We start from the raw sequence: 20,107 nt of genomic DNA on the forward strand, positions 1-20,107 counted from the left end.
AAAGTTTTGCTATTTTCTTGAAGTCCTTTTTAAATTGTCTTGAGTACTCGAGTTTAAGCATTGTCGGTCCTACCGATATTGAATTCTTCGAATAGCTCTTCAATATTGCTGGCGGTATTTGCCTTGCCGGACTCGAGCTCGGAGATGGCTGAGGCTGTTGCTGCATTGGGTTGCTTGACTTTAAGCTCAAAGGGTATGCCGCCGTAATTAACGACCGCTTTGGCAAAAAGCTTTATTGCTTGAGAGGGGCTAAGTCCCATGTTCTCGCAAACGTGAGTAAACGCTAACTTGGTGTCGTGGTCAATTCGGGTGCTCAGCATTTCGTTTTTCATAACATCACCAAATGTGTGAATCTGTAATACAATGTGATACAAAGTATAGCAAAAGCATGTAACAATGCCAAGCAGGGCGACCCATTTTTCGTTGTGCCTGCGGCTTCACTACAAATGGGCACCTGTTGGCGGCGTTAGGTTTTTAAGAGGAAAATTATGTTTACAGTGGAAGTTGAAGAGGGGTTAGAACTTGCCCTCGTTGAGCCCAAATTTGCATCTGAATATCTCGAAATTGTCTCAAATCAGCGTGACTACTTAAGTGAATGGTTGGCTTGGCCACCTCATGCTGTAAATGAAGAGTTCTTCCTAAGCTTTATCAAAAAGTCATTACATGATTATGCAGATGGCAAGTCATTGGTCTGTGCGATGATGTACCAAAACGAAGTGGCAGGAAATATCAGCTTTAATACTATCAATCACGATTTACAAAAAGTTGAAATTGGTTACTGGTTGCGCTGTGATTTACAAGGCAAAGGTATCGTCAGTAAGTCACTATCGAGACTTATTGACTATGCTTTCACAAAATTGAATATGCAAAAAGTTCAAATATCAGCAGCAACGGATAATCAAGCTAGTCGAAATGTTTGTGAGCGTTTAGGGTTCAAATTGGAGGGCGTCATAACTCGTGCTGAAAATTTGAATGGCCGAGTTGTTGACCACGCAGTTTATGGGCTAAGTTGTCCGATTTTAGCCAAAACCTAACAATAAAATTTAAGGGTGATTCACAACGCTAGGCATTCTCACTTCAAGCAAGTTTAGTGTTTATGGCACAATGCTTTAGGCAGGTGGTTAGCGTTGTTCACACCTTAATTTGGCGTTATAACGGGGAGTCCTGATGTCAAGTTGGGATACAGATATTATCAAAGCATTTGAAAATCTTGGTGGAAGTGCGAGCTACGACGCACTTTATGCCGAGATTGAGCAGATTCGTACTGGGCTTCCGAGTACATGGAAGTCAGTTGTCAGAAGGCGTATTCAGGATCTTTCGTCTGATTCTGCCGGCTTTAAAGGAGGGCGAGACCTTTTCTTTTCTGTGGAAGGTTTAGGCGCTGGTGTTTGGGGTTTACGCTCGTACTTGGAGGAGACGCCAAAGGCCTTGGATTTACCAGAGGGTGTTGAGGAGCCTGGCCGTGCGTATTCTCTGACATATCGGGTTCTGCGGGACACGGTTCTGGCGAGGAAGATTAAAGTATTGAATCAGGATCGCTGTCAGATTTGTGGAATGGCGGTTAGTTTATCTGACGGGAAAACTTATTCTGAAGCTCATCACATAATACCGTTGGGCGTTCCACACAATGGGTCTGATGTCCCGGGTAATGTGATAGTGCTATGCCCGAATCACCATGTTCTCTGTGATTATGGTGCAATTCAATTAACTCTCTCAGATTTGCGGACTGTGGAAGGCCATGAGATATCTGAGCATAGCATTTCGTATCACAACGATGTCATATTCGGGCGTAAGTTATAACAAGTCGCAGCAGTTCGCGGTCGATGGCCGCCGGACGCTCGCAAACTCGCGCCGCTGTGCTCGGCGTTATACATTTTCGAGGAAACTATGGATTTAGAGAATATTGCTTCAATTGCGACAGCAAATGGCGTTGGTGTTGCAACTTGGCAGATACGCGAAAGCAAAAAGCTCGCTCAAGTAACGTTTGAAGATTCATTTAACCAACAATATAGAGATCTGATTTACGAAATCCCGGTTGATGCGCTTCTTGGCAAAAACCTGTCTGATCCTGAAAAGTTAAAAGCACGCGAAACCGTGTTTAACTATCTCGACTTGTGTAACGAGCAAATTGCTCATAGGCACAGTAAGCGTATAAGTGAGCGCCGCTGGAAGGACTGGGCGAGTGGAATTGAAGAAAATATTAATAGAGCTTTGTTCTCTGAAATTTGGTCCGAGATTAAAGAATCTGCTCCAGGAATATTTAGTTTTTTGGAAAAACTAGAGCAAGAAGGCTTCAAGTCCGATCCCAAAGTTTGGTCAAATGTATAACAAACCAGTATGTCGTCAATCCTAAATTTTAGCGAGATTTTTATCCCACATCACGCCGTCTCTGAGCATCGAATTTAAGATCACTACCATCTTGCGCACACAGGCAATAATGGCGACTTTTTTCGGCTTTTTAGCGGCGACTAATCGGGTATACGTGGCTTTAGAAACAGGATTACATTGCATCGCAGACATCATCGCCATATACAACACGGTACGAACTTGAGCACGTCCACCTTGGATCACTCGTTTTCCTTTATACCGTCCACTTTCTTTTGTCACGGGAGCAACATCAATGAGTGATGCCGCTTGTTTGTTAGTTATGTGTATTTCTAGCTTGGAGGTTAGATGGAATCGGTTAAGGTAGCATTAAACCCGCTGGATTGGTCTGGTGTTTCAGCAATTACATCAATCCTGATGCTTCTCATCAATTTTTTCTTACTCGTGTCGGTAATTTTTGCTTACCGCACCATCAAAGAGGAAGTAAAAAATAGGGACAGTACCCTGTTGCTTTGGGCAATGGATGAAATGTCAAAGATCAAGTCAGACCTATCATTGCTTCATAATGCAGGCGACTATTCAAACGGAGAGCTAGGGAGTGAAGACCATGAGGTCGCTTGGTCTAAAGAAACCGTTGATGCAGCGTATCGTGTCAGTATTGTGATGCAACGATTGTCCTATATGGCTATGTCAGGGCTTATTAGTCGAGAGCATTTTTCAAAAATGTGGGGTCCTGCTTTTATAAAGGCCTGGGATTCGTTAGAGCCGTATATCCATCACAAGCGCTTCCTAAATGGTGAACCTTTGACGCTCGCAGAGGGCGCCTACAGCCGGAATGATTTCGAAAAATATGCCCTGTACTGTAGGGATCTAAACACATAACACGGCCAAGCACGGCGGCGCCCTTTGACCTTTAAATTGCGCCTTTGGCTCCATTCCAAGGGTGCGCATGCTGCAAGCGTTAGAAAACTAGGAAGTTACGGATGATCAAGGAAGTTGGAAGCACAGTAATTCAAGAGTTTCACAAAGCTCAATGTCATTGTGGTTCAGTCGAGTTTGAGCTGCACTTGCCACAGGGCATCGAAAAGCCTAGGCGTTGTGATTGCTCGATATGCCGTCGTAAAGGAGCAATAGTAGCCTCAGTAAAATTGGATGGCATTCGTATTTTGAAAGGTAAAGAGCATTTAAAACTTTATCAATTCAATACGAATACAGCAAAGCATTACTTCTGCTCAAACTGCGGTATTTATACACATCACCAAAGGCGTTCAGATCCAAGTGAGTATGGTTTTAATGTGGGTTGCTTAAACGGGGTAAATCCATTTGATTTAGGTGATATTGTAACAAATGATGGGGTTAATCATCCAGCGGACAAACGAGAACGAACGACTTATGAAGGATATAGACATGCGTGATCATTACGATTTTTCTTAGTCCGTTAAGAATCCATACGCCAAGAAGCTCAAGAAGCAGGTTACGATCCGGCTGGTGTCGGAAAGGCAAAAGATCCGACCAAAAAGTGGGCAGATAGGCTGTCACGCCCACGCAGACCATGATCCGCTCCCCGCATGAAGGATAACATCGTGTCGAATGCTGCTCAGAGGTCGCCTCAATGGGCCAGATCTGAACAACTATCCTGACATCGGGAGATTCAGTGCTGTCCATATTGTGGTGAGAAGTTAGAACGAGAACTTACCCAGCAAAAGCAACCTATTTCGGCGCTTGCTAATTAGGCTGTTGATCTATGTTTTTTTAGTACGTCGTCAATCACTCGTTTTTGGCGAGGTTTTTATCTCACATTACGCCGTCTCTGAGCATTGAACTTACGATCACCGTCATATTACCAACGGTGCAGGTTCATTCTTTTAATGCGATTTATTACGCAGTTTGGATCGCCTGCTATCGAAGAAGGACGATGAGGCTCAGTCAAGCCTGAAGTGATGACTTTGCCTTAAATGAACACAATTGATAGGGAATAGAGAGTAAACCTGATATGATCCATGTCTTCCAGTTTTCACGTTGATAGCACTGGATTTACCTAAGACTAGGAACTATTTTGACCAATAATGACATTTTACGCCGTGTACGCTATACATTTGATTTAAAAGATAATGTAACAACTGAGATCTTCGCTTTAGCCGATTATACAGTGACCAATGATCAAGTCAGTCGCTGGCTGAAAAAAGAAGACGATGAATATTTTGTTAAACTTAGCGATACAGAACTAGCGATATTTCTGAATGGCTTTATCAATCTTAAACGTGGTAAACGAGACGGTGAGCAGCCTAAGCCAGAGCAAAGGCTAAGTAATAATATCGTTTTTCAAAAATTACGCATTGCTTTGAACTTAAAAGCAGACGATATTTTAGATATTCTGCAGCTTGCCGATTTTCGCTTAAGTAAGCATGAGCTCAGTGCCTTTTTCCGTAAACCGGATAATAAGCACTATAAAGAGTGCAAAGACCAAGTGCTGCGAAACTTCTTATCAGGCCTCCAGCGTCAGTTACGTCCAAGTAGTGACCAATTCGATGTGGAATAAGCGATAACACTGTCAAATAGCTTCCTCATCTGCGTGCCTAGCAGCATGAGGATGACTATTTACCAGAAACACGTATAAAAGGAATGTTTGTGTGAAAAGTAACTGTGTTCTCTTTTTAACATTCACAGTAATGCTGCCATGTTTTAGTACTGTGGCTGCAGAGCTCCCCATTAAAAAGCAGAACCTAATGGGGCAGTGGACATGCTCGTTTACCATGCAAGGTGATAAAGTCTACAAAGAGCAATGGACATTAAAAGATAACAACGCGTTCTCACTACAAGGACGTGTTGAATATTTTCTTGGCGAAAAGAATGCGCATTTTTTATATGATGCGACAGGTGAATGGGAGTTAATCAACGAGACAATTAAGTTGGTTTACAATCCGTTTGAGTTTCAGAGCAAAGACAGCTTCAGTCAAGATTATATCTCCGATATTGAAACCGTATACATTACACCGGCATGGAATGGCACACGACGATTTCAGTACGACGTTGAAGCATTGTCAGCATCACGTATGCAAATCGGCGATGACTACGATAGCTGGCAATGTAAAAGAAACAAACGTGCGAATTAAACGGCTAAAACTACTTTGTTGATAACTCGCGCAACGTGCCAAACCGCGAATTAGGTAGAAAGATCAAGGATGCTCATGAATACAGAACAACAGGAATACTTAAACGCCTACCTTGCCACTTTAAGTGACGAAGAACGTCAGGCCGTGCCTGAAACCATTGCCGAGTACTTTTGCGCGGATGAATACAACGCCAATGAATGCGCTCGTTTGATTGACCAAGGCATTAAACGCGCATCGTGCAGCTTAAAAGCTTGCTATGAGATAGAAAACGAACCCTACCCACAAGTGGGCCGTTTAACTGTGGTGCTTAACTGGGCGCAGCAGCCGGTTTGTATTATTAAAGTGACTGAAGTGAGCGAGTGCCCGTTTGATCAAGTGACTGCTGAATTTGCCGCTGCGGAAGGTGAAGGCGACAAGAGCTACGACGGGTGGCGGCAGGCACATCTTACGTTTTTTGAGCAGGAAGGGCGAACACTCGGCGTGCCGTTTACAACCCAATCCCCTTTGGTGTTAGAGCGCTTTGAGAAAGTCTATCCGCTTGATAACCATGATACTGAGCAGGTAAGCGCATGATAAAACAAGTCGGTCAAACATCCATCCAACCCGAACACTTGGCCCGCTGTCACTGCGGGGCGGTTGTGTTAAGCGAATAACCACTAAACATGTTCTTTAAGTTGTACATGTCTGGTTTGTTGCTCTATACTTCGATGTTGTACGAATAGGAGTGATCCGATGAAAATCATTTCGTTTACTGAAGCGAGAAATGGCCTCAAAACGGTATTAGATGGAGTGGTTAATGACGCTGATACCGCTGTCATTACCCGACGTGATGCAGAGGATGCGGTGGTGATGTCGCTTGATTACTACAACAGCCTTATGGAAACCGTCCATCTGTTGCGCTCGCCCGCCAATGCTGAGCACCTAAATCGCTCCATTACTCAGTACAAGATGGGGAAAGCGATGGAGCACGCGTTAGTCGATGACGATGAGTAGTCGCTTACTTTGCTGGACGGATGATGCGTGGCGTGACTACGTTTACTGGCACAGTCAGGATAGAAAAACACTCAAGCGAATCAACAAGCTTATCCTCGATGTAAAACGAACGCCATTCGAGGGAATAGGTAAGCCCGAAGCACTAAAAGAAAATCTGACAGGCTTTTGGTCGCGGCGTATTGATGATACCAATCGGCTGGTTTACGCCGTGGATGATACGTCTATTACGATCCTATCTTGCCGGTATCACTATTAGTCACCTAGCGCCTGCGGTGCACAATGGCACAATGAAGGTACGAGGCGTCATGTTCACCATCCTCAATAAAAACTACTCCTTATAACGCCTCCGGATAGTGTGTTTTCAGTAATTCGTCGACCACCGCCAGGTTCTGACCGAGCTTTCTTAGTGCCAGCAGGCGTGTTTTGCTAAATTTAGCGTCTTTAGGTACCAAGCGCATGATGTAGGCCGCGCGTTTGCCGTGGTGCACGTCCTCTGATTTATGGAAAAAAGCATTACAAAACAGCAGCGCATCACCTGCATCTAACGCAGGGGTCACTTTGCCTTTCTCCATATAATCATACTCTTGCTGGGTGATTTGAAACGGTGGGTGCTCGGGCACCGACGGGTCGGCAATGCGCACCAGTGAGTGTAATTGGTTGGCTTCGCGAATCAGCGACAGACGCACTGCGCCTTCTTCCATCACAATAGATAACTGCCCTGAGCCGACTTCTTTCACAGGCGTCAGCGGGATCCATACCGTGAGCATATCCTCTGGCCGCTCCATAAAGCCAATCGAGTCAAAATCGGTATGAAAAGGAAAGCCTTGATCCTCAGGCGTTTTCTCCAAATATAAGTCAGCCAAAATACGATAGTCTGGCAGCAGCGCCTCAATGGTGTCGGCGATGTTGAGATCTGGGTCGCGGAATACCATGGGTCCATAGATCGCTTTTTTGTAGATGTCGGCATACCACGTTTGTCCATTGGGCATGGCGTCGAGTTTGGCAGCGAGAGCCGTTTGTGTCTCTTGGCTCAGTACGCCAGGGACGACTTTGCCGTGATGGGGAGAGAGGTTGTCGAGAAAGTCGGGGCGAGCTGGCATAGAAGCTCCTAGTGTAGATATGGGAATCGAATGCGTTGTGATCCCAAGTGTAGCAATTCAGTGAGTCAAACACATAAACTCCCTTCTATCTTAGAGCCTTGGTTCGTCAACACGGTCAATTTAGCGTAGGATGCCAGTAATCCAGTCACATGTAGCTGTTTATGACTATTGAAGTAACAAACGTGCCAACCTCCGATGTTACCTGCGCGACGTGTAAAGCGTGTTGCTGTCGCTTAGAGGTGATGCTGATTACCGATACCGGTGTACCGAGAGAGCATATTGAAATCGATGCTTGGGGCGGAGAGGTAATGAAACGGCTTGACGATGGTTGGTGCTCGGCGGTTGATCGAGACACGTTTATGTGCACGATTTATGAAAATCGGCCTTGGATTTGTCGAGAGTTTGAAATGGGCTCAGATGAATGCATCGATGAGCGTAAAAACATGTAACCACGATTCACCGTGAAAAAAGAGGGCCTGTTGAACAAACAGGCCCTCTTTTTTTATTTTTTGATCGCGCGAGGGCGGCCGTTCTCATCAATGGCAACATAGTTAAATGTTGCATGACTGACCTTATTACGATCACCAATTTCATCATGGCTGACGGGCTTAACCCATACCTCGAGTTCAATGGTTATCGACGTATTGCCGATACGTTGGCAGGTACCGTAGCAGCAGACCACATCGCCGACGCTCACCGGTGATTTAAAGGTAATGTCATTGACTGAGACAGTCACAACGCGACCGCCTGAGATTTCTTTCGCCAAAATGGCGCCGGCCAGATCGAGCTGAGACATAATCCAGCCACCAAAAATATCACCATTGGCGTTAGTGTCCGCAGGCATCGCTAATGTACGAAGCAGCAGTTGGCCGCGTGGGCAGTTGTTTTTATTGTCAGACATGGCTCTCTTCACATCTTATTGAAAAGGGGCAATGCGCCCCTTTTTTACAGTACAAGATAAGAATTGTGACCGCTAACACAGCATTCGGGCAAGTTTTTATTGGTCCGATAAGCGTTAAACCCAATCCCAGCCGAAGACCAACAGCATTAAAATGGGGCAAATAACACGCACATAGCCGGGCCAAATTTTCCAGAACCAGGTGTCGCCCAGTTCAGGACTGCCTTGCACCAACTCTTTTAATATTTCGTTGCGGTGCCATAGCCAACCGGCGACAAGCGCAAACAGTAGACCGAGAATTGGCTGTGCGTATTCGGTGGTCACGGTGACGACCAAGCCAAACAGCTCGCCAAAGTTGTAGACGATGATGGCCGAGGCGGCGGTGATCAGGCCTCCTATCCACCAGACCGCTTTTTCTCGTGATTGTTTCAGCTCTTCGGTCGCACAGGCGACAGGCACTTCAAGCATGGAAATCGCCGAGGTGAGTGCCGCAATCACCATGAGCAGGAAGAAGGCAAAACCGATGAATAAGCCAGCCGAGCCCATGGTGTCAAACATGGCCGGTAATACGCTAAATACCAGGGTGTCGCTGCTCAGCAATTCGCCCGCTTCGCTGTATATCGCCACCCCATTGTGCTGTGCCACAAACATGGCGGGCATGATCAGTAGCCCCGCGGTAAAGGCAATGCCCGTATCGAGTAGCGCAACTTGCGCGGCCGTTTTAGGAATGCTGGCAGATTTGGATAAGTAAGAGCCGTAGACCATCATCACGCAGACACCGAGCGATAACGAGAAGAAGGCTTGCCCCATGGCACTCACAACCAGGCTAGGTGACAGGTGTGACATATCGGGGATCAGGTACATTTTTAAACCGTCGATCGCACCCGGTTGGAACAAAATGTACACCACCATGACCACGAACAACAAAAACAGGACGGGCATAAGGCGGGATGACCAACGTTCAATACCGTTAGCAATGCCATTGCGCACAACCAGGATGGTCGGCACCATAAAACACAGCATCAATACCAGATTTCGGGTATCGCTAAATGATTCTAACCAGGTTGCTGTTTCGGTAAAGCCCAATGCGGTGAGTAAAGGCGAGACCATAAACCCGACCAGCCAGCCAGCGACAATGGCATAGAAGCTCAGAATACCCGTCGCTCCCAGCATACCGACTAAGCCGAGCAGGCGGCCCAACCACTTGTGTCCGCCGGCAACCGACGACAAAGCGCGAACAGGGTTGGCATTACCGTAACGACCAATAGTGAGTTCTGCTATTAAAAGAGGGTACGCTAGGATAAAAACCATTAGCAGATAAATGAATAGAAAAACGGCGCCGCCGTTAGAGGCGGTTTGGGTAGGGAATCCCCAAATGTTGCCTAGCCCAATGGCTGAGCCTGCTGCCGCCAAAATAAACCCAATGCGGGATGAAAATTGTGCGCGTTGTGTGTTTGCCATACCTACTCGTTATCGTTTGCGATAATTAATTGATTTTTTTAACGACACCTCAGGATGTCGTCGTTGATGAAACTGTCAAAGGTGTAAACTTTTTATTACGAACTTGGATGAGTGATTCCCAGCTCAAAGACTCGTAAGTAAAACAGTTTATGCGTAGAATTTGAAGATCTTGCCGTATGTAATGCCTAAAATAAGCATAATTTCCCCATATTCTTCCTGCTCGTGATGACTTCTTCGACAGTGATAAGCGCGATTCGCTACCTATAGTGAGTATCACAGTGACTTTCTCTGCTGCAATCACTGATTTAACAATCTAGTAACATTGCGATGAGTTGTCACAATAATATGAATGACTGCGCTAAGATAAGCGCCAATGATGTGCGTTAACTCACTGTCGAGTCTGATTGTGTCGTAACCTAAAGACAAGGCGTTGCTTGCACCCGCTCAAAACCTAGGCAGAATGGAAGAGCTAGCGGGTTAACCCTTTATTAATGACTATCAAGGTGTGCACTTGGGCATGGAAAAAGTCTACGAAATCCTTACCGTACTGTTGTTGTTACTGTACTGGTTAACAATTGCGGGTGTAACGATACGCGTGGTATTCAAGCGACGCGCACTGGGCGTGTCGATTGCTTGGCTGATGATTATCTATATTCTGCCGATTGTGGGGGTGATTGCGTACCTGCTTTTTGGAGAATTGAACTTGGGGAAAACCCGAGCCGTGCGGGCGAAAGCGATGTTTGAGCCTTATCGTCAGTGGCTGTTAAGTTTACAAGCGTGTCCCGCGCACCGTCCCCATCATATTAATGAGCAATCCCACCATGTGAACCGGCTCTGTCATGCTCGAATTGGTGTCCCTGAGCTCACGGGCAATCAATTGGCGTTGAAAACGGAACCAGCAGAGATCCTTAAATCTGTGGCACTCGACATTCGTCAGGCGCAAAAAAGTGTGGATATGGTGTTTTATATCTGGCACCCGGGCGGGCACGCTGATGAGGTGGCGCAGGCGGCGTGCGATAAAGCAAAACAGGGCATTCCAGTGCGGATCATGCTGGATTCTGCAGGGAGCAAAGCTTTTTTCCGTAGTAAATGGCCTCATGCGATGCGCGAGGCTGGGGTTGAGCTGATAGAAGCACTGGCGGTGAACCCGTTCAGGATGTTCTTTCGTCGCCTCGATATTCGCCAGCATCGTAAAGTGGTTATTATCGATAACCAACTGGCTTATACCGGCTCGATGAATATGGTCGATCCACGATTTTTCAAGCAAAATGCGGGTGTTGGTCAGTGGGTCGATGTGATGGTTCGCGTGTCGGGGCCGACGGTATCGGTGCTTAGCAGCGTATTTGCCTGGGACTGGGAAGTTGAAACCGGCATTCGTGACCTGCCCAGTGCGCCCGAATGCTTGATGATAGAAGATCATCAACATGCCAATCATGCCGTACAAGCGATTCCGTCAGGGCCTGGATTGCCTGAGGGAATGATCCAACAAGTGCTCACCTTGGCCATTCACCAAGCGGAAACCAGTATTACGATTACCACGCCTTATTTGGTCCCCAGTGAAGGCCTGATGGTCAGCCTGCAAACCGCGGCGCAACGCGGTGTGAAAGTGACGATCATTGTGCCGGAAAAAAATGATTCGCTGATGGTGGAGTGGGCGAGTCGCTCATTTTTTGAGGACTTGATGTCAGCGGGGATAAACATCTATCGCTTCAGCGGTGGCTTATTGCATACCAAGTCAGTGCTTGTCGATGAGCAGTACTGCTTAGTGGGAACGGTAAACCTTGATATGCGCAGCCTATGGTTAAACTTTGAATTGACTTTAACTGTCGATGACCCTGAATTTTGTGCTGCTATTAACCAATTACATCAGGATTATCTGGCTCAGTCTTCGCGCGTGAACCCTGAGAGCTGGCAACAAAGGCCGGTTTACCTCAAACCTATCGAGCAGTTTTTTTATATGTTTAGTCCGCTGTTGTAAAAAAAGCCCACCATGGCACGACTTGCCTGGTGGGCTTTTTGCTATCGGTACTGATGACGACAAGCGACTGAAAGCTACGAGGCGTGTGCTGTTGCCGCTTTCATGGCTCGGACAAACTCAGTAAGCGCGTTGAGCATAGTCGGCACGTCGTGCTGATGGGTTTCAATAATTTTCACCACCGCTGAGCCTGATATTGCACCGGCGGCTCCGGCCACAATGGCTGCCTTGACTTGCTCAGGGGTTGAAATACCAAACCCAAGTAGCGGGCGCGGTGCTTGATGATGAAGTAGGGTGCCTAGCAAGTGCTCGACCGGTGTGCCGGCTTTGGCTTCCGCACCTGTTACCCCGGCGCGCGATACCAAATAGGTATAGCCACGACCCAGCTCGGCCACTTTGGCGAGGGTTTTATCGTCCGCATTGGGTGGGGCGATAAAAATCGGATCGATACCGTGCGCTAGGGCGTGATCACGAAAGGGGGCGGATTCAGAAATCGGGGCATCGGCGATAAGCACCGAGTCGACGCCAACCTCAGCGCAGCGGGTGTAAAATGTTTCGATACCCCGTGCATAGACTAAGTTGGCGTACATTAATAACCCAATGGGAATCGTGGGGTGCTTGGCACGAATGGTCGCTAACATGTCAAAACAGGTATCGGGTGTGGTGCCGGCTGCCCGCGCTCGGATGGTGGCGTCTTGAATGGTCGGCCCATCAGCGAGCGGATCGGAAAATGGCATGCCGAGCTCTAGGGCATCCGCGCCACCTTCAATCAAGGCATCGACCACGGCGAGCGATTGCTCAGGATTCGGATCCCCCAAGGTCACAAAGGGAACAAAGGCGCCTTGCTGTTTGGCATCCAAGTTTGCAAACATTGATGAGTATCGCGTTGATGGTGCCACCATTACAGCTCTCCTTTGCCTTCTAAAATCTCATAAACCGAAAAAATATCTTTGTCGCCTCGGCCCGATAAATTAACCACCAATATCTGCTCTTTATTGGGGTCGGCGGCGATCATTTTTTGCGCGTGTGCCAGGGCGTGGGCGGTTTCTAATGCGGGAATGATCCCCTCATTACGCGCCAGTGATTGAAAGGCTTCCAGCGCCTCGTCATCCGTGGCCGCCGGGTATTCAGCACGACCAATGGCGTTTAGGTGGGCATGTTGAGGTCCCACGGACGGGAAATCTAACCCCGCAGACACGGAATACGACTCTTCTACTTGGCCATATTCATCTTGCATTAATGGCGATTTCATCCCAAAGAAAATCCCGGGCTTGCCGTGTTTTAGGGGTGCGCCGTGCTGATCGGTATCGAGTCCTTTACCGGCCGGTTCCACGCCAATTAAGCGCACGTCTTTGTCTTCAATAAAGTCCGCAAACATGCCAATGGCGTTTGAGCCGCCGCCGACACAGGCGATCACCGCATCGGGCAAGCGGCCTTCTGCGCGCAGGATTTGTTCGCGGGTTTCTTCGCCAATAATGCGTTGAAACTCGCGCACAATGGTCGGGAAAGGATGAGGGCCGGCCGCGGTGCCGAGCAAGTAGTGCGCGGTATCATAGTTGGCAGACCAGTCGCGCATCGCCTCGTTACAGGCATCTTTGAGGGTCGAAGAGCCCGCGTGCACGGGGATCACCGTTGCGCCCATCAGCTTCATGCGAAACACATTGGGGCTTTGACGTTCAACATCTTTGGCACCCATATAAATGCGGCATTTTAGCCCCAACAGCGCACATGCGAGTGCGGTCGCCACGCCGTGTTGTCCGGCGCCGGTTTCGGCAATAATTTCTGATTTTCCCATGCGCTGAGCGAGCATCGCTTGGCCAAGCACTTGGTTGGTTTTGTGCGCGCCACCGTGGAGTAAATCTTCACGTTTGAGATAGAGTTTAGTCTTGGTGCCCTTGGTAAGATTACGGCATAACGTCAGTGCGGTGGGGCGTCCCGCGTATTCTTGCAATAGACGAATATAGTCGTCTTTAAAGGTGGGATCTTCTTGCGCATCAATAAACGCTTGCTCGAGTTGATCGAGCGCAGGCACCAAAATTTGTGGCACGTACTGGCCGCCAAATTCACCAAAATAGGGGTTAAGCTTGCTCATAATAATCCTTTTACGTCTTTAATTTGGTGCCGAGGTGCGTCGTTCACCCCGGCGTAATCACTCATCTCTGGACAATTAATAACGGCGTAGGGCACGAAACGCCGCGTTAAGCTTGTGGGCGTCTTTCACACCGGGCGCATGTTCGACGCCGGAGTTAAAATCGAGCCCTAAGCAGCCTTGTGCAGCGGCCTTTGCGGCATTGTCGGGCGTCAAACCACCCGCGATCATTACTTTGTCTTTGGCCGCTTTTGGGATCAGGTGCCAATCAAAGGTTTTGCCGGTGCCGCCAGATTGCTGACCGACTCGGCTGTCGATGAGGTGGCGGTCTGCGTCGACGCCGTCTAACGCTGGGGCGACATCAGACACACCGTGCGCTTTCCATATTTCACAGTGGGTCGGAAGCCTTTCGCGCAGTGCTTGTAAGTACGCAGCATCTTCATCGCCATGTAATTGCACCGCGTGTAGGTTGAGCTGATGGGCATGCGCTGCGACTGTCTCTATTGCGTGGTTTTGGAACACGCCCACATAGCGAAGCGGCGCGCCTAGCTTTACACGTTCGGCCACGGCTGGGGTTACCGCGCGCGGCGAGTGTTCAACAAAAATGAGCCCGCCATAAACCGCGCCCGCGTCATAGGCGGCGAGGGCATCATCGGCTGAGGTTAACCCGCACACTTTGTTATCGCCCAAGATCACTTTACGTAGCGCAAGCGTGAGATCGGGCTCTGCCATTAAGGCACTGCCAATCAAAAAGCCGTCGGCGTAATCGGCGAGGTCGCGCACATGGCGGTGGCTATGAATGCCACTTTCTGAAATCACGATCGCTTTTTCCCCCACTTGCGGTGCTAAGCGTTTGGTGCGATCGCGATCAATACTTAAATCGCGCAAATTACGGTTGTTAATGCCAATCACCACCGCCCCTAAGGCATTGGCCCGCGCCAGCTCGTCTTCGGTACTCACTTCGGTGAGTACCCCCAGCTTTAAAGACTCGGCTAAATCGGCTAGCTCACGGTATTCGGCGTCGTCGAGCACTGACAGCATCAACAAGATCGCATCGGCTTGATAATGACGCGCGAGGTAAACCTGATACGGGTCGATAATAAAGTCTTTACACAGCACCGGCGCATCAACTTGGTCACGCACGATGGGGAGAAAATCAAAACTGCCCTGAAAGTAGTCTTCATCGGTGAGTACCGAAATCGCCGTGGCGAATGGCTTGTATGCTTGCGCAATGGCTGCTGGATCAAAATCGTCTCGAATCACCCCTTTCGAGGGCGAGGCTTTTTTGCACTCCAAGATAAACTGCGAGCCCGGTGCGGCTAACGCAGCACGAAAATTACGATCGCTCGGCGTCAGTTGGTCGACAAAGCTTTCTAACGGCTGGGCTTTTTTGCGGGCGGCGATCCAGCGTTTTTTGTCGTCGACAATACGGCCTAAGATAGTGTCGTTGAGGGCTGACGTGGTCATACTGCGCTCCTTTGTGCTAACGCTTGCATGATGGTGTAAGGCTTGCCCGACGCCATCACGTTCAAGGCCTGTTGGGTATTTGCTTTCAAATCTTCTTGTCCGAATAAGCGTAGCAATAGGGCGACATTGACCGCTACCGCCGCTTGCTGGGCATCTGTGCCTTTACCTTGCAAAATCGCGCGGATCATCTCGCGGTTTTGCTCGGGCGTGCCCCCGGCAATGCTGTCCAGCGGGTATTGGGATACACCAAAGTCGCTGGGGGTCAGGGTGTAATGCTCAATCTGCGTTGGCGTGATTTCTGCTACCGTCGTAGGGCCATGGATCGCCACTTCATCCAGGCCGTCACCGTGAACCACTGCCGCGCGCGTCATGTTGAGGTTTTGCATGGTTTGCGCAATTGGCGCCACCAGTGCTTGGTCGTACACGCCCATTAGCTCAATACTGGGCTTGGCTGGATTAATTAACGGTCCAAGCAGGTTAAAGATGGTGCGTGTTTTCATGGCTTGGCGCACGGGCATCGCATGGCGCACACCGGTGTGGTATTGCGGGGCGAATAAAAAGCACACGCCAAGTGTATCCAGTGCCGCACGCGCTTGCTCGGCAGGCATGGCCAAATCAATCCCAAACGCGGCGAGTAGATCCGACGAGCCGGATTTGCTTGAGACCCCGCGATTGCCGTGCTTGGCGACTTTCACGCCACAGGCAGCGGCCACAAATGCGGCGGTGGTAGAAATATTAATGGTGTTCGCCCCATCGCCACCCGTGCCGACGATATCGGCAAACGGATAGCTGGGACGTGGAAAAGGCTCGGCGTTATCGGTGAGTGCCTTCGCGGCGCCGGCGATTTCTTCCGGGGTTTCCCCTTTAATCTTCAATGCGGTTAACGCAGCGGCTAATCGAGCAGGCTCGAGCTCGCCTTGAATAATGGCGCTAAATAGTTGTTCACTGTGCGTTTGGCTGAGCGACTGCTGTTGGTAGAGCGCTTCTAGTAGGTGATCCACGGTTGCTTGATCCATCACTGCATTTAACCTCGATGTGTCTGTCCTGACGTCCGTACTTATTGGTGATGTACGTGTTGTATCTCTATTCGTTTCTTTATTTATTGGTTTGTTTAGCTATTAATCACGATTGCCTTGGTAAAATTCACTCGCCCAATCAATGGTGTGGGTGAGTAGCGCCGCCCCTTGCGTGGTTAAAATCGATTCGGGGTGGAATTGATAACCGACTACATAGTCGGTGTTGTTAACCACGGCCATCACTTTCTGATCTTTGCCATCAAAGGTTGTGGCGATGACATCCAAGTTGGCAGGGACATCAGTGGCAACCAGTGAGTGGTAACGGGCGACGGTTAATGGTGAGGCAAGTGGACCAAATACCGCATGTTGCTGGTGGTGCATGGCTGAGGCTTTGCCGTGCATAATGGTGCCGGCGCCTGCCACTGTGCCGCCGTAGGCTTCAACGATGGCTTGCTGGCCCAGACAAATTCCTAACATCGGCACGTGGCCGCGTAACGCCTCAATCAATGCGGGCATGCAGCCGGCATCGGCGGGTGCACCCGGGCCGGGCGAGAGCACCAGTAGCGGCTGGGGCAGGGCACGAATGTGGCTGACAATGGCATCAGCATCTAAATGGTGCCGGAACACCGTGACCGGGTAACCCAATGCGCGAAATTGATCCACTAAGTTATAGGTAAAGGAGTCCATGTTATCGAGCAAGACAATGTCCATTTTCGGGGTGCTCATGGTTGGCCTCCTTGGTGAGCAGCTTGAATCGCATGGATCACGGCTTGCGCCTTGCCGCGGGTTTCGTCCGCTTCCGCTTGTGGGTCAGAATCAAACACCACGCCTGCGCCGGCTTGCACGGTAGCAAGGCCGTTTTCAACGTAGGCGGAGCGGATCACGATGCAGGTGTCCATGTCGCCTGAACCGGTAAAATATCCCACCGCACCGCCATAGCTACCGCGGCGGCAATGCTCGGTATCACGGATCAGTTGCATCGCTCTAAGTTTCGGTGCACCGGTGAGCGTGCCCATGTTCATACAGGCTTGGTAGGCATGCAGCGCGTCAAGATCGGATTTAAGTTGACCCACCACCCGAGAGACTAAGTGCATGACGTGGCTGTAGCGGTCCACTTTGAGCAAATCGGCCACGTGGCGGCTGCCGGGCGTGCTAATGCGTGCAACATCGTTACGGGCCAAATCGACCAGCATCATGTGCTCAGCATTTTCTTTTTCATCATTACGCAGCTCAAGTTCAATTCGGCTATCTAAGTCGTGATCAATGCTGCCTTGGGCCGTTTTTCCGCGTCGACGAGTACCGGCAATAGGGTAAATTTCGACTTGATTGGTCGTTTGGGTATATTTGAGTGCGCTCTCTGGTGAGGCACCAAATAAGCTGAATTCGCTATCGCGCAGATAAAACATATATGGGCTAGGATTGCCGTGTTTCAGCGCGCGATAGGCATTGAGCGGCGACGGGCACGCGAGAGTAAAACGGCGCGAGGGCACCACTTGAAAAACATCCCCGGCGATCACGTGTTTTTTTAGCGCTTCAACTTGCTGACAAAAGTTTGAATCGGAGACTGAAACTGCGACTGAGTGTTCAGTCATCACGGGCGCGTCGGGAAGTGGCGCAGGCGATAAGCAGGCTTCTTTGATGCGTTGCAAGCGGCGCGATAAATCCACGTAGTGGGCACTTGCATTATCGCCACCAAACAAGGTGCCTTGTAAGCGTGCTTGTCGGTGTTGGTGATCAATCACCAGTAAGCTCTCGGCGACATAAAAGAGATAATCCGGACAGCTCTCGGTGCCGTCTACGCTGGACAGTGTTTCGGTACTGGCGACTAAGTCATAGGCAAATAAGCCGCCGATAAACAGCGCATCGTCAGGCTGGTTATCCAACGCGACGCTTTGTTTAACGACGCGCAGCGCATCAAACACCGACGCTTGGCGCAGGCGGGCGTCTTCATCCAATAGGGCACCATTGTCGTTAGGATGGCGGAATGTCAGTGTCAGTGCCGGCTGATTGTTACGCTCAGTGCTTTCTGCCTCACAGGGTAACGCTTGCAGCGCCGCACTTTGCCTGATGCTGTCGAGCAAATGGGCGCCATTATGGGTCAGCGCTTGCAAGGTTACGGTTTGCGCCCGGCATTCAATCCGTACCGCGGCGTCAACGAGCATCAGGCTTTTCACGTTGCGCTTTGAGTCAATTTCAGCTGACTCCAGCAACATGCTAAAGGGTTTATCTTGGCACACGGCGGCATACAGCTCGGTCGGATCGGCCACATAAGGCACCGACAGTTGGAGCGTATCGAGCTCACCGTATTGGAGGTGATGGGTGTTCACAGCTTTCTCCCTGCCGCTTGAACAAAGGGGGTTAATTCTTGCATTAGCTGCGCGAACATATCGCCGGTCAATGCTTGGTGACCGTCTGACAACGCCTCGCTTGGATTCAGATGGCTTTCCACAATAATGCCATCTGCGCCGACGGCTGCAGCCGCGCGTGATAGCGGCGTGACGAGCTCTCGCACACCCGTTCCATGGCTTGGGTCGACCAGTACTGGCAGGTGGCTGCGTTGTTTCATAAAGGCCACCGCGTTTAAATCCAAGGTGTTTCTTGTGGCGGTTTCGTAAGTGCGAATGCCGCGCTCACACAAAATCACATTAGGGTTGCCCGCATCGACAATATATTCCGCTGCCAGCAAACATTCTTCGATAGTGGCGGAAAGGCCGCGTTTTAACAAGACCGGTTTGCCAGTTTCTCCCACTGCTTTGAGTAAGCCATAGTTTTGCATATTACGTGCGCCAATTTGCAAGCAATCAATGTATTCACACACGGCATCGACTTGGCTGATTTCCATCACTTCTGACACGGTTGGCATGCCGGTGAGCTCACTGGCTTTTTTTAGCAGCTTAAGCCCTTCTATTCCCATGCCTTGAAAATCATAAGGGCTGGTGCGCGGCTTAAAGGCACCGCCACGTAACACGCGAGCGCCGTGGGTTTTAACTCGCTCTGCCACGGAAAGCAATTGAGGTTCCGACTCCACCGAGCAAGGGCCTGCCATGACCACAAAGTCTTGTCCACCGACAGGCACATTGCCGATATTTACTACGCTATCGTGCGGCTGCACATCACGGCTGACGCGTTTGTACTTGGTTAAAATCGGTTTCACTTCTTCAACCAGCGGGTTGGCCTCAAAGTGGCATTGTTGCAAAACGCGTTCATCGCCCAACGCGCCGAGTACAATGCGCTCAACCCCTGGCATGTAAAGTGGTTTTAATCCGCACTGCTCGATTTGGTTGAGTAGCCCTTTGGCGTCCTGCTCAGTGGCTTGGGGTTTAAGTACAATAATCATCAAATATCCTTTTAAACTATGGTTGTGGATTACCGTGGCTGAATGCTTAGTGGCCAAATGCTTAGTGGCTAAATGCGTAGTGGCACGATAACGCTTAATGGCAAAGCTCAGAGACAAAAACGCCCGCGTCAGTGGCGGGCGTTGTGAATAAGGTAGCTGTTGATACAGCCTGTCACACCGCCCGTAAGGAGCCGTGCCACCCAATAAGCGCAACAGAGGTCATAGATGTCGCTAGCGCGCTGACGGCCAGTACTGCAGTGGGTGCCGTGTAAATGCCCTTTGTACGAGGCGAGGTATTGAAATACATGCTGCGAGACTCCGTTGTGACTGTTA

At 49.5% G+C, this 20,107-nt stretch carries 23 protein-coding genes and 1 pseudogene; 12 read left to right on the top strand and 12 right to left on the bottom strand.

Going from position 1 to position 20,107, the window contains the following annotated elements:
- Positions 1–53: 53 nt before the first annotated feature.
- Positions 54–332 (bottom strand): type II toxin-antitoxin system RelB/DinJ family antitoxin, encoded by a 279-nt coding sequence (locus BZG78_RS10650; RefSeq protein WP_077661187.1) that lies wholly within the window; start codon positions 330–332, stop codon positions 54–56.
- A gap of 156 nt (positions 333–488) precedes the next feature.
- Between BZG78_RS10650 and BZG78_RS10655 the strand changes: the two genes are divergently transcribed.
- The 3 genes from BZG78_RS10655 (at position 489) to BZG78_RS10665 (ending at position 2,328) form a co-directional block, all read left to right on the top strand.
- Positions 489–1,034: a GNAT family protein gene (locus tag BZG78_RS10655; protein ID WP_077661188.1), complete on the top strand. Its 546-nt coding sequence runs from the start codon at positions 489–491 to the stop codon at positions 1,032–1,034.
- A 133-nt stretch (positions 1,035–1,167) separates the two neighbouring features.
- Positions 1,168–1,800, top strand: coding sequence for an HNH endonuclease (locus BZG78_RS10660; protein WP_077609099.1), 633 nt, complete (start codon positions 1,168–1,170; stop codon positions 1,798–1,800).
- A gap of 87 nt (positions 1,801–1,887) precedes the next feature.
- Positions 1,888–2,328, top strand: a complete 441-nt coding sequence (locus BZG78_RS10665) for a hypothetical protein (RefSeq protein ID WP_077661189.1) — start codon at positions 1,888–1,890, stop codon at positions 2,326–2,328.
- A 21-nt stretch (positions 2,329–2,349) separates the two neighbouring features.
- Here BZG78_RS10665 and BZG78_RS10670 read toward each other — a convergent pair.
- Positions 2,350–2,673, bottom strand: a pseudogene (locus BZG78_RS10670) (transposase); the annotation flags it as partial.
- On the opposite strand from BZG78_RS10670, the gene BZG78_RS10675 reads away from it, so the two are divergent.
- The 7 genes from BZG78_RS10675 to BZG78_RS10705 all read left to right on the top strand — a co-directional run bounded on the left by BZG78_RS10675 (position 2,674) and on the right by BZG78_RS10705 (position 6,687).
- Complete coding sequence (locus tag BZG78_RS10675) at positions 2,674–3,207, top strand: hypothetical protein (RefSeq protein ID WP_077661190.1); 534 nt, start codon at positions 2,674–2,676, stop codon at positions 3,205–3,207. It abuts the pseudogene before it with no gap.
- Between the two features lie 104 nt (positions 3,208–3,311).
- Positions 3,312–3,740, top strand: a complete 429-nt coding sequence (locus BZG78_RS10680) for a GFA family protein (protein WP_199877191.1) — start codon at positions 3,312–3,314, stop codon at positions 3,738–3,740.
- 641 nt (positions 3,741–4,381) lie between these two features.
- Positions 4,382–4,864 carry a DUF1456 family protein gene (locus tag BZG78_RS10685; RefSeq protein ID WP_021024588.1) on the top strand — a complete coding sequence of 161 codons (483 nt, stop codon included), beginning with the start codon at positions 4,382–4,384 and terminating at the stop codon, positions 4,862–4,864.
- 187 nt (positions 4,865–5,051) lie between these two features.
- On the top strand, positions 5,052–5,438 hold the full coding sequence (locus BZG78_RS10690; protein WP_077461021.1) for a hypothetical protein: 387 nt from the start codon (positions 5,052–5,054) through the stop codon (positions 5,436–5,438).
- Between the two features lie 75 nt (positions 5,439–5,513).
- Positions 5,514–6,011 (top strand): ASCH domain-containing protein, encoded by a 498-nt coding sequence (locus BZG78_RS10695; protein WP_077661192.1) that lies wholly within the window; start codon positions 5,514–5,516, stop codon positions 6,009–6,011.
- Between the two features lie 159 nt (positions 6,012–6,170).
- On the top strand, positions 6,171–6,431 hold the full coding sequence (locus BZG78_RS10700; protein ID WP_077661193.1) for a type II toxin-antitoxin system prevent-host-death family antitoxin: 261 nt from the start codon (positions 6,171–6,173) through the stop codon (positions 6,429–6,431).
- On the top strand, positions 6,418–6,687 hold the full coding sequence (locus BZG78_RS10705) for a Txe/YoeB family addiction module toxin (protein ID WP_198532325.1): 270 nt from the start codon (positions 6,418–6,420) through the stop codon (positions 6,685–6,687). The genes BZG78_RS10700 and BZG78_RS10705 overlap by 14 nt, the downstream gene beginning before the upstream one ends.
- A 79-nt stretch (positions 6,688–6,766) precedes the next feature.
- Here BZG78_RS10705 and BZG78_RS10710 read toward each other — a convergent pair whose 3' ends face one another.
- Positions 6,767–7,531: a hypothetical protein gene (locus BZG78_RS10710; RefSeq protein WP_077461025.1), complete on the bottom strand. Its 765-nt coding sequence runs from the start codon at positions 7,529–7,531 to the stop codon at positions 6,767–6,769.
- Between the two features lie 161 nt (positions 7,532–7,692).
- On the opposite strand from BZG78_RS10710, the gene BZG78_RS10715 reads away from it, so the two are divergent.
- The gene (locus BZG78_RS10715; protein ID WP_021024594.1) at positions 7,693–7,980 is read left to right on the top strand and encodes a YkgJ family cysteine cluster protein; all 288 of its coding nucleotides are present in this window, start codon (positions 7,693–7,695) and stop codon (positions 7,978–7,980) included.
- Between the two features lie 53 nt (positions 7,981–8,033).
- On the opposite strand, the gene yciA is transcribed toward BZG78_RS10715, so the two are convergent.
- Both yciA and BZG78_RS10725 read right to left on the bottom strand, forming a co-directional pair.
- Complete coding sequence (gene yciA, locus BZG78_RS10720; protein WP_021024595.1) at positions 8,034–8,432, bottom strand: acyl-CoA thioester hydrolase YciA; 399 nt, start codon at positions 8,430–8,432, stop codon at positions 8,034–8,036.
- Positions 8,433–8,546: 114 nt separating this feature from the next.
- The gene (locus tag BZG78_RS10725) at positions 8,547–9,890 is read right to left on the bottom strand and encodes a sodium-dependent transporter (RefSeq protein WP_077661194.1); all 1,344 of its coding nucleotides are present in this window, start codon (positions 9,888–9,890) and stop codon (positions 8,547–8,549) included.
- A 517-nt stretch (positions 9,891–10,407) separates the two neighbouring features.
- Here BZG78_RS10725 and cls point away from each other — a divergent pair.
- Positions 10,408–11,868, top strand: a complete 1,461-nt coding sequence (gene cls / locus BZG78_RS10730) for a cardiolipin synthase (RefSeq protein WP_077461026.1) — start codon at positions 10,408–10,410, stop codon at positions 11,866–11,868.
- A 74-nt stretch (positions 11,869–11,942) separates the two neighbouring features.
- Here cls and trpA read toward each other — a convergent pair whose 3' ends face one another.
- The 7 genes from trpA to aroF form a co-directional block, all read right to left on the bottom strand.
- On the bottom strand, positions 11,943–12,767 hold the full coding sequence (gene trpA / locus BZG78_RS10735; protein ID WP_077661195.1) for a tryptophan synthase subunit alpha: 825 nt from the start codon (positions 12,765–12,767) through the stop codon (positions 11,943–11,945).
- Entirely contained in the window at positions 12,767–13,957 is a 1,191-nt protein-coding gene (trpB, locus tag BZG78_RS10740) for a tryptophan synthase subunit beta (protein ID WP_077461030.1), read from the bottom strand. Before trpB ends, trpA begins: the two co-directional genes overlap by 1 nt.
- 75 nt (positions 13,958–14,032) lie before the next feature.
- Complete coding sequence (gene trpCF, locus BZG78_RS10745) at positions 14,033–15,421, bottom strand: bifunctional indole-3-glycerol-phosphate synthase TrpC/phosphoribosylanthranilate isomerase TrpF (protein WP_077661196.1); 1,389 nt, start codon at positions 15,419–15,421, stop codon at positions 14,033–14,035.
- Positions 15,418–16,422, bottom strand: a complete 1,005-nt coding sequence (gene trpD, locus BZG78_RS10750) for an anthranilate phosphoribosyltransferase (RefSeq protein WP_077661240.1) — start codon at positions 16,420–16,422, stop codon at positions 15,418–15,420. The genes trpCF and trpD overlap by 4 nt, the downstream gene beginning before the upstream one ends.
- 117 nt (positions 16,423–16,539) lie before the next feature.
- Positions 16,540–17,163 carry an aminodeoxychorismate/anthranilate synthase component II gene (locus tag BZG78_RS10755; RefSeq protein WP_077661197.1) on the bottom strand — a complete coding sequence of 208 codons (624 nt, stop codon included), beginning with the start codon at positions 17,161–17,163 and terminating at the stop codon, positions 16,540–16,542.
- On the bottom strand, positions 17,160–18,764 hold the full coding sequence (locus tag BZG78_RS10760) for an anthranilate synthase component 1 (protein WP_077661198.1): 1,605 nt from the start codon (positions 18,762–18,764) through the stop codon (positions 17,160–17,162). Before BZG78_RS10760 ends, BZG78_RS10755 begins: the two co-directional genes overlap by 4 nt.
- The gene (aroF, locus tag BZG78_RS10765) at positions 18,761–19,774 is read right to left on the bottom strand and encodes a 3-deoxy-7-phosphoheptulonate synthase (protein ID WP_077461176.1); all 1,014 of its coding nucleotides are present in this window, start codon (positions 19,772–19,774) and stop codon (positions 18,761–18,763) included. Before aroF ends, BZG78_RS10760 begins: the two co-directional genes overlap by 4 nt.
- Positions 19,775–20,107 lie beyond the last annotated feature (333 nt).

It is taken from the genome of Salinivibrio sp. MA351 (assembly GCF_001996065.1).
Classification (GTDB): domain Bacteria; phylum Pseudomonadota; class Gammaproteobacteria; order Enterobacterales; family Vibrionaceae; genus Salinivibrio; species Salinivibrio costicola.

What these genes read in the sequence shown, in the direction of transcription:
- BZG78_RS10650 (WP_077661187.1), bottom strand. Translation starts at nt 332, where the DNA reads ATGAAAAACGAAATGCTGAGCACCCGAATTGACCACGACACCAAGTTA.
- BZG78_RS10655 (WP_077661188.1), top strand. Translation starts at nt 489, where the DNA reads ATGTTTACAGTGGAAGTTGAAGAGGGGTTAGAACTTGCCCTCGTTGAG.
- BZG78_RS10660 (WP_077609099.1), top strand. Translation starts at nt 1,168, where the DNA reads ATGTCAAGTTGGGATACAGATATTATCAAAGCATTTGAAAATCTTGGT.
- BZG78_RS10665 (WP_077661189.1), top strand. Translation starts at nt 1,888, where the DNA reads ATGGATTTAGAGAATATTGCTTCAATTGCGACAGCAAATGGCGTTGGT.
- BZG78_RS10675 (WP_077661190.1), top strand. Translation starts at nt 2,674, where the DNA reads ATGGAATCGGTTAAGGTAGCATTAAACCCGCTGGATTGGTCTGGTGTT.
- BZG78_RS10690 (WP_077461021.1), top strand. Translation starts at nt 5,052, where the DNA reads ATGGGGCAGTGGACATGCTCGTTTACCATGCAAGGTGATAAAGTCTAC.
- BZG78_RS10695 (WP_077661192.1), top strand. Translation starts at nt 5,514, where the DNA reads ATGAATACAGAACAACAGGAATACTTAAACGCCTACCTTGCCACTTTA.
- BZG78_RS10700 (WP_077661193.1), top strand. Translation starts at nt 6,171, where the DNA reads ATGAAAATCATTTCGTTTACTGAAGCGAGAAATGGCCTCAAAACGGTA.
- BZG78_RS10705 (WP_198532325.1), top strand. Translation starts at nt 6,418, where the DNA reads ATGACGATGAGTAGTCGCTTACTTTGCTGGACGGATGATGCGTGGCGT.
- BZG78_RS10710 (WP_077461025.1), bottom strand. Translation starts at nt 7,531, where the DNA reads ATGCCAGCTCGCCCCGACTTTCTCGACAACCTCTCTCCCCATCACGGC.
- BZG78_RS10715 (WP_021024594.1), top strand. Translation starts at nt 7,693, where the DNA reads ATGACTATTGAAGTAACAAACGTGCCAACCTCCGATGTTACCTGCGCG.
- yciA (WP_021024595.1), bottom strand. Translation starts at nt 8,432, where the DNA reads ATGTCTGACAATAAAAACAACTGCCCACGCGGCCAACTGCTGCTTCGT.
- BZG78_RS10725 (WP_077661194.1), bottom strand. Translation starts at nt 9,890, where the DNA reads ATGGCAAACACACAACGCGCACAATTTTCATCCCGCATTGGGTTTATT.
- cls (WP_077461026.1), top strand. Translation starts at nt 10,408, where the DNA reads ATGGAAAAAGTCTACGAAATCCTTACCGTACTGTTGTTGTTACTGTAC.
- trpA (WP_077661195.1), bottom strand. Translation starts at nt 12,767, where the DNA reads ATGGTGGCACCATCAACGCGATACTCATCAATGTTTGCAAACTTGGAT.
- trpB (WP_077461030.1), bottom strand. Translation starts at nt 13,957, where the DNA reads ATGAGCAAGCTTAACCCCTATTTTGGTGAATTTGGCGGCCAGTACGTG.
- trpCF (WP_077661196.1), bottom strand. Translation starts at nt 15,421, where the DNA reads ATGACCACGTCAGCCCTCAACGACACTATCTTAGGCCGTATTGTCGAC.
- BZG78_RS10755 (WP_077661197.1), bottom strand. Translation starts at nt 17,163, where the DNA reads ATGAGCACCCCGAAAATGGACATTGTCTTGCTCGATAACATGGACTCC.
- aroF (WP_077461176.1), bottom strand. Translation starts at nt 19,774, where the DNA reads ATGATTATTGTACTTAAACCCCAAGCCACTGAGCAGGACGCCAAAGGG.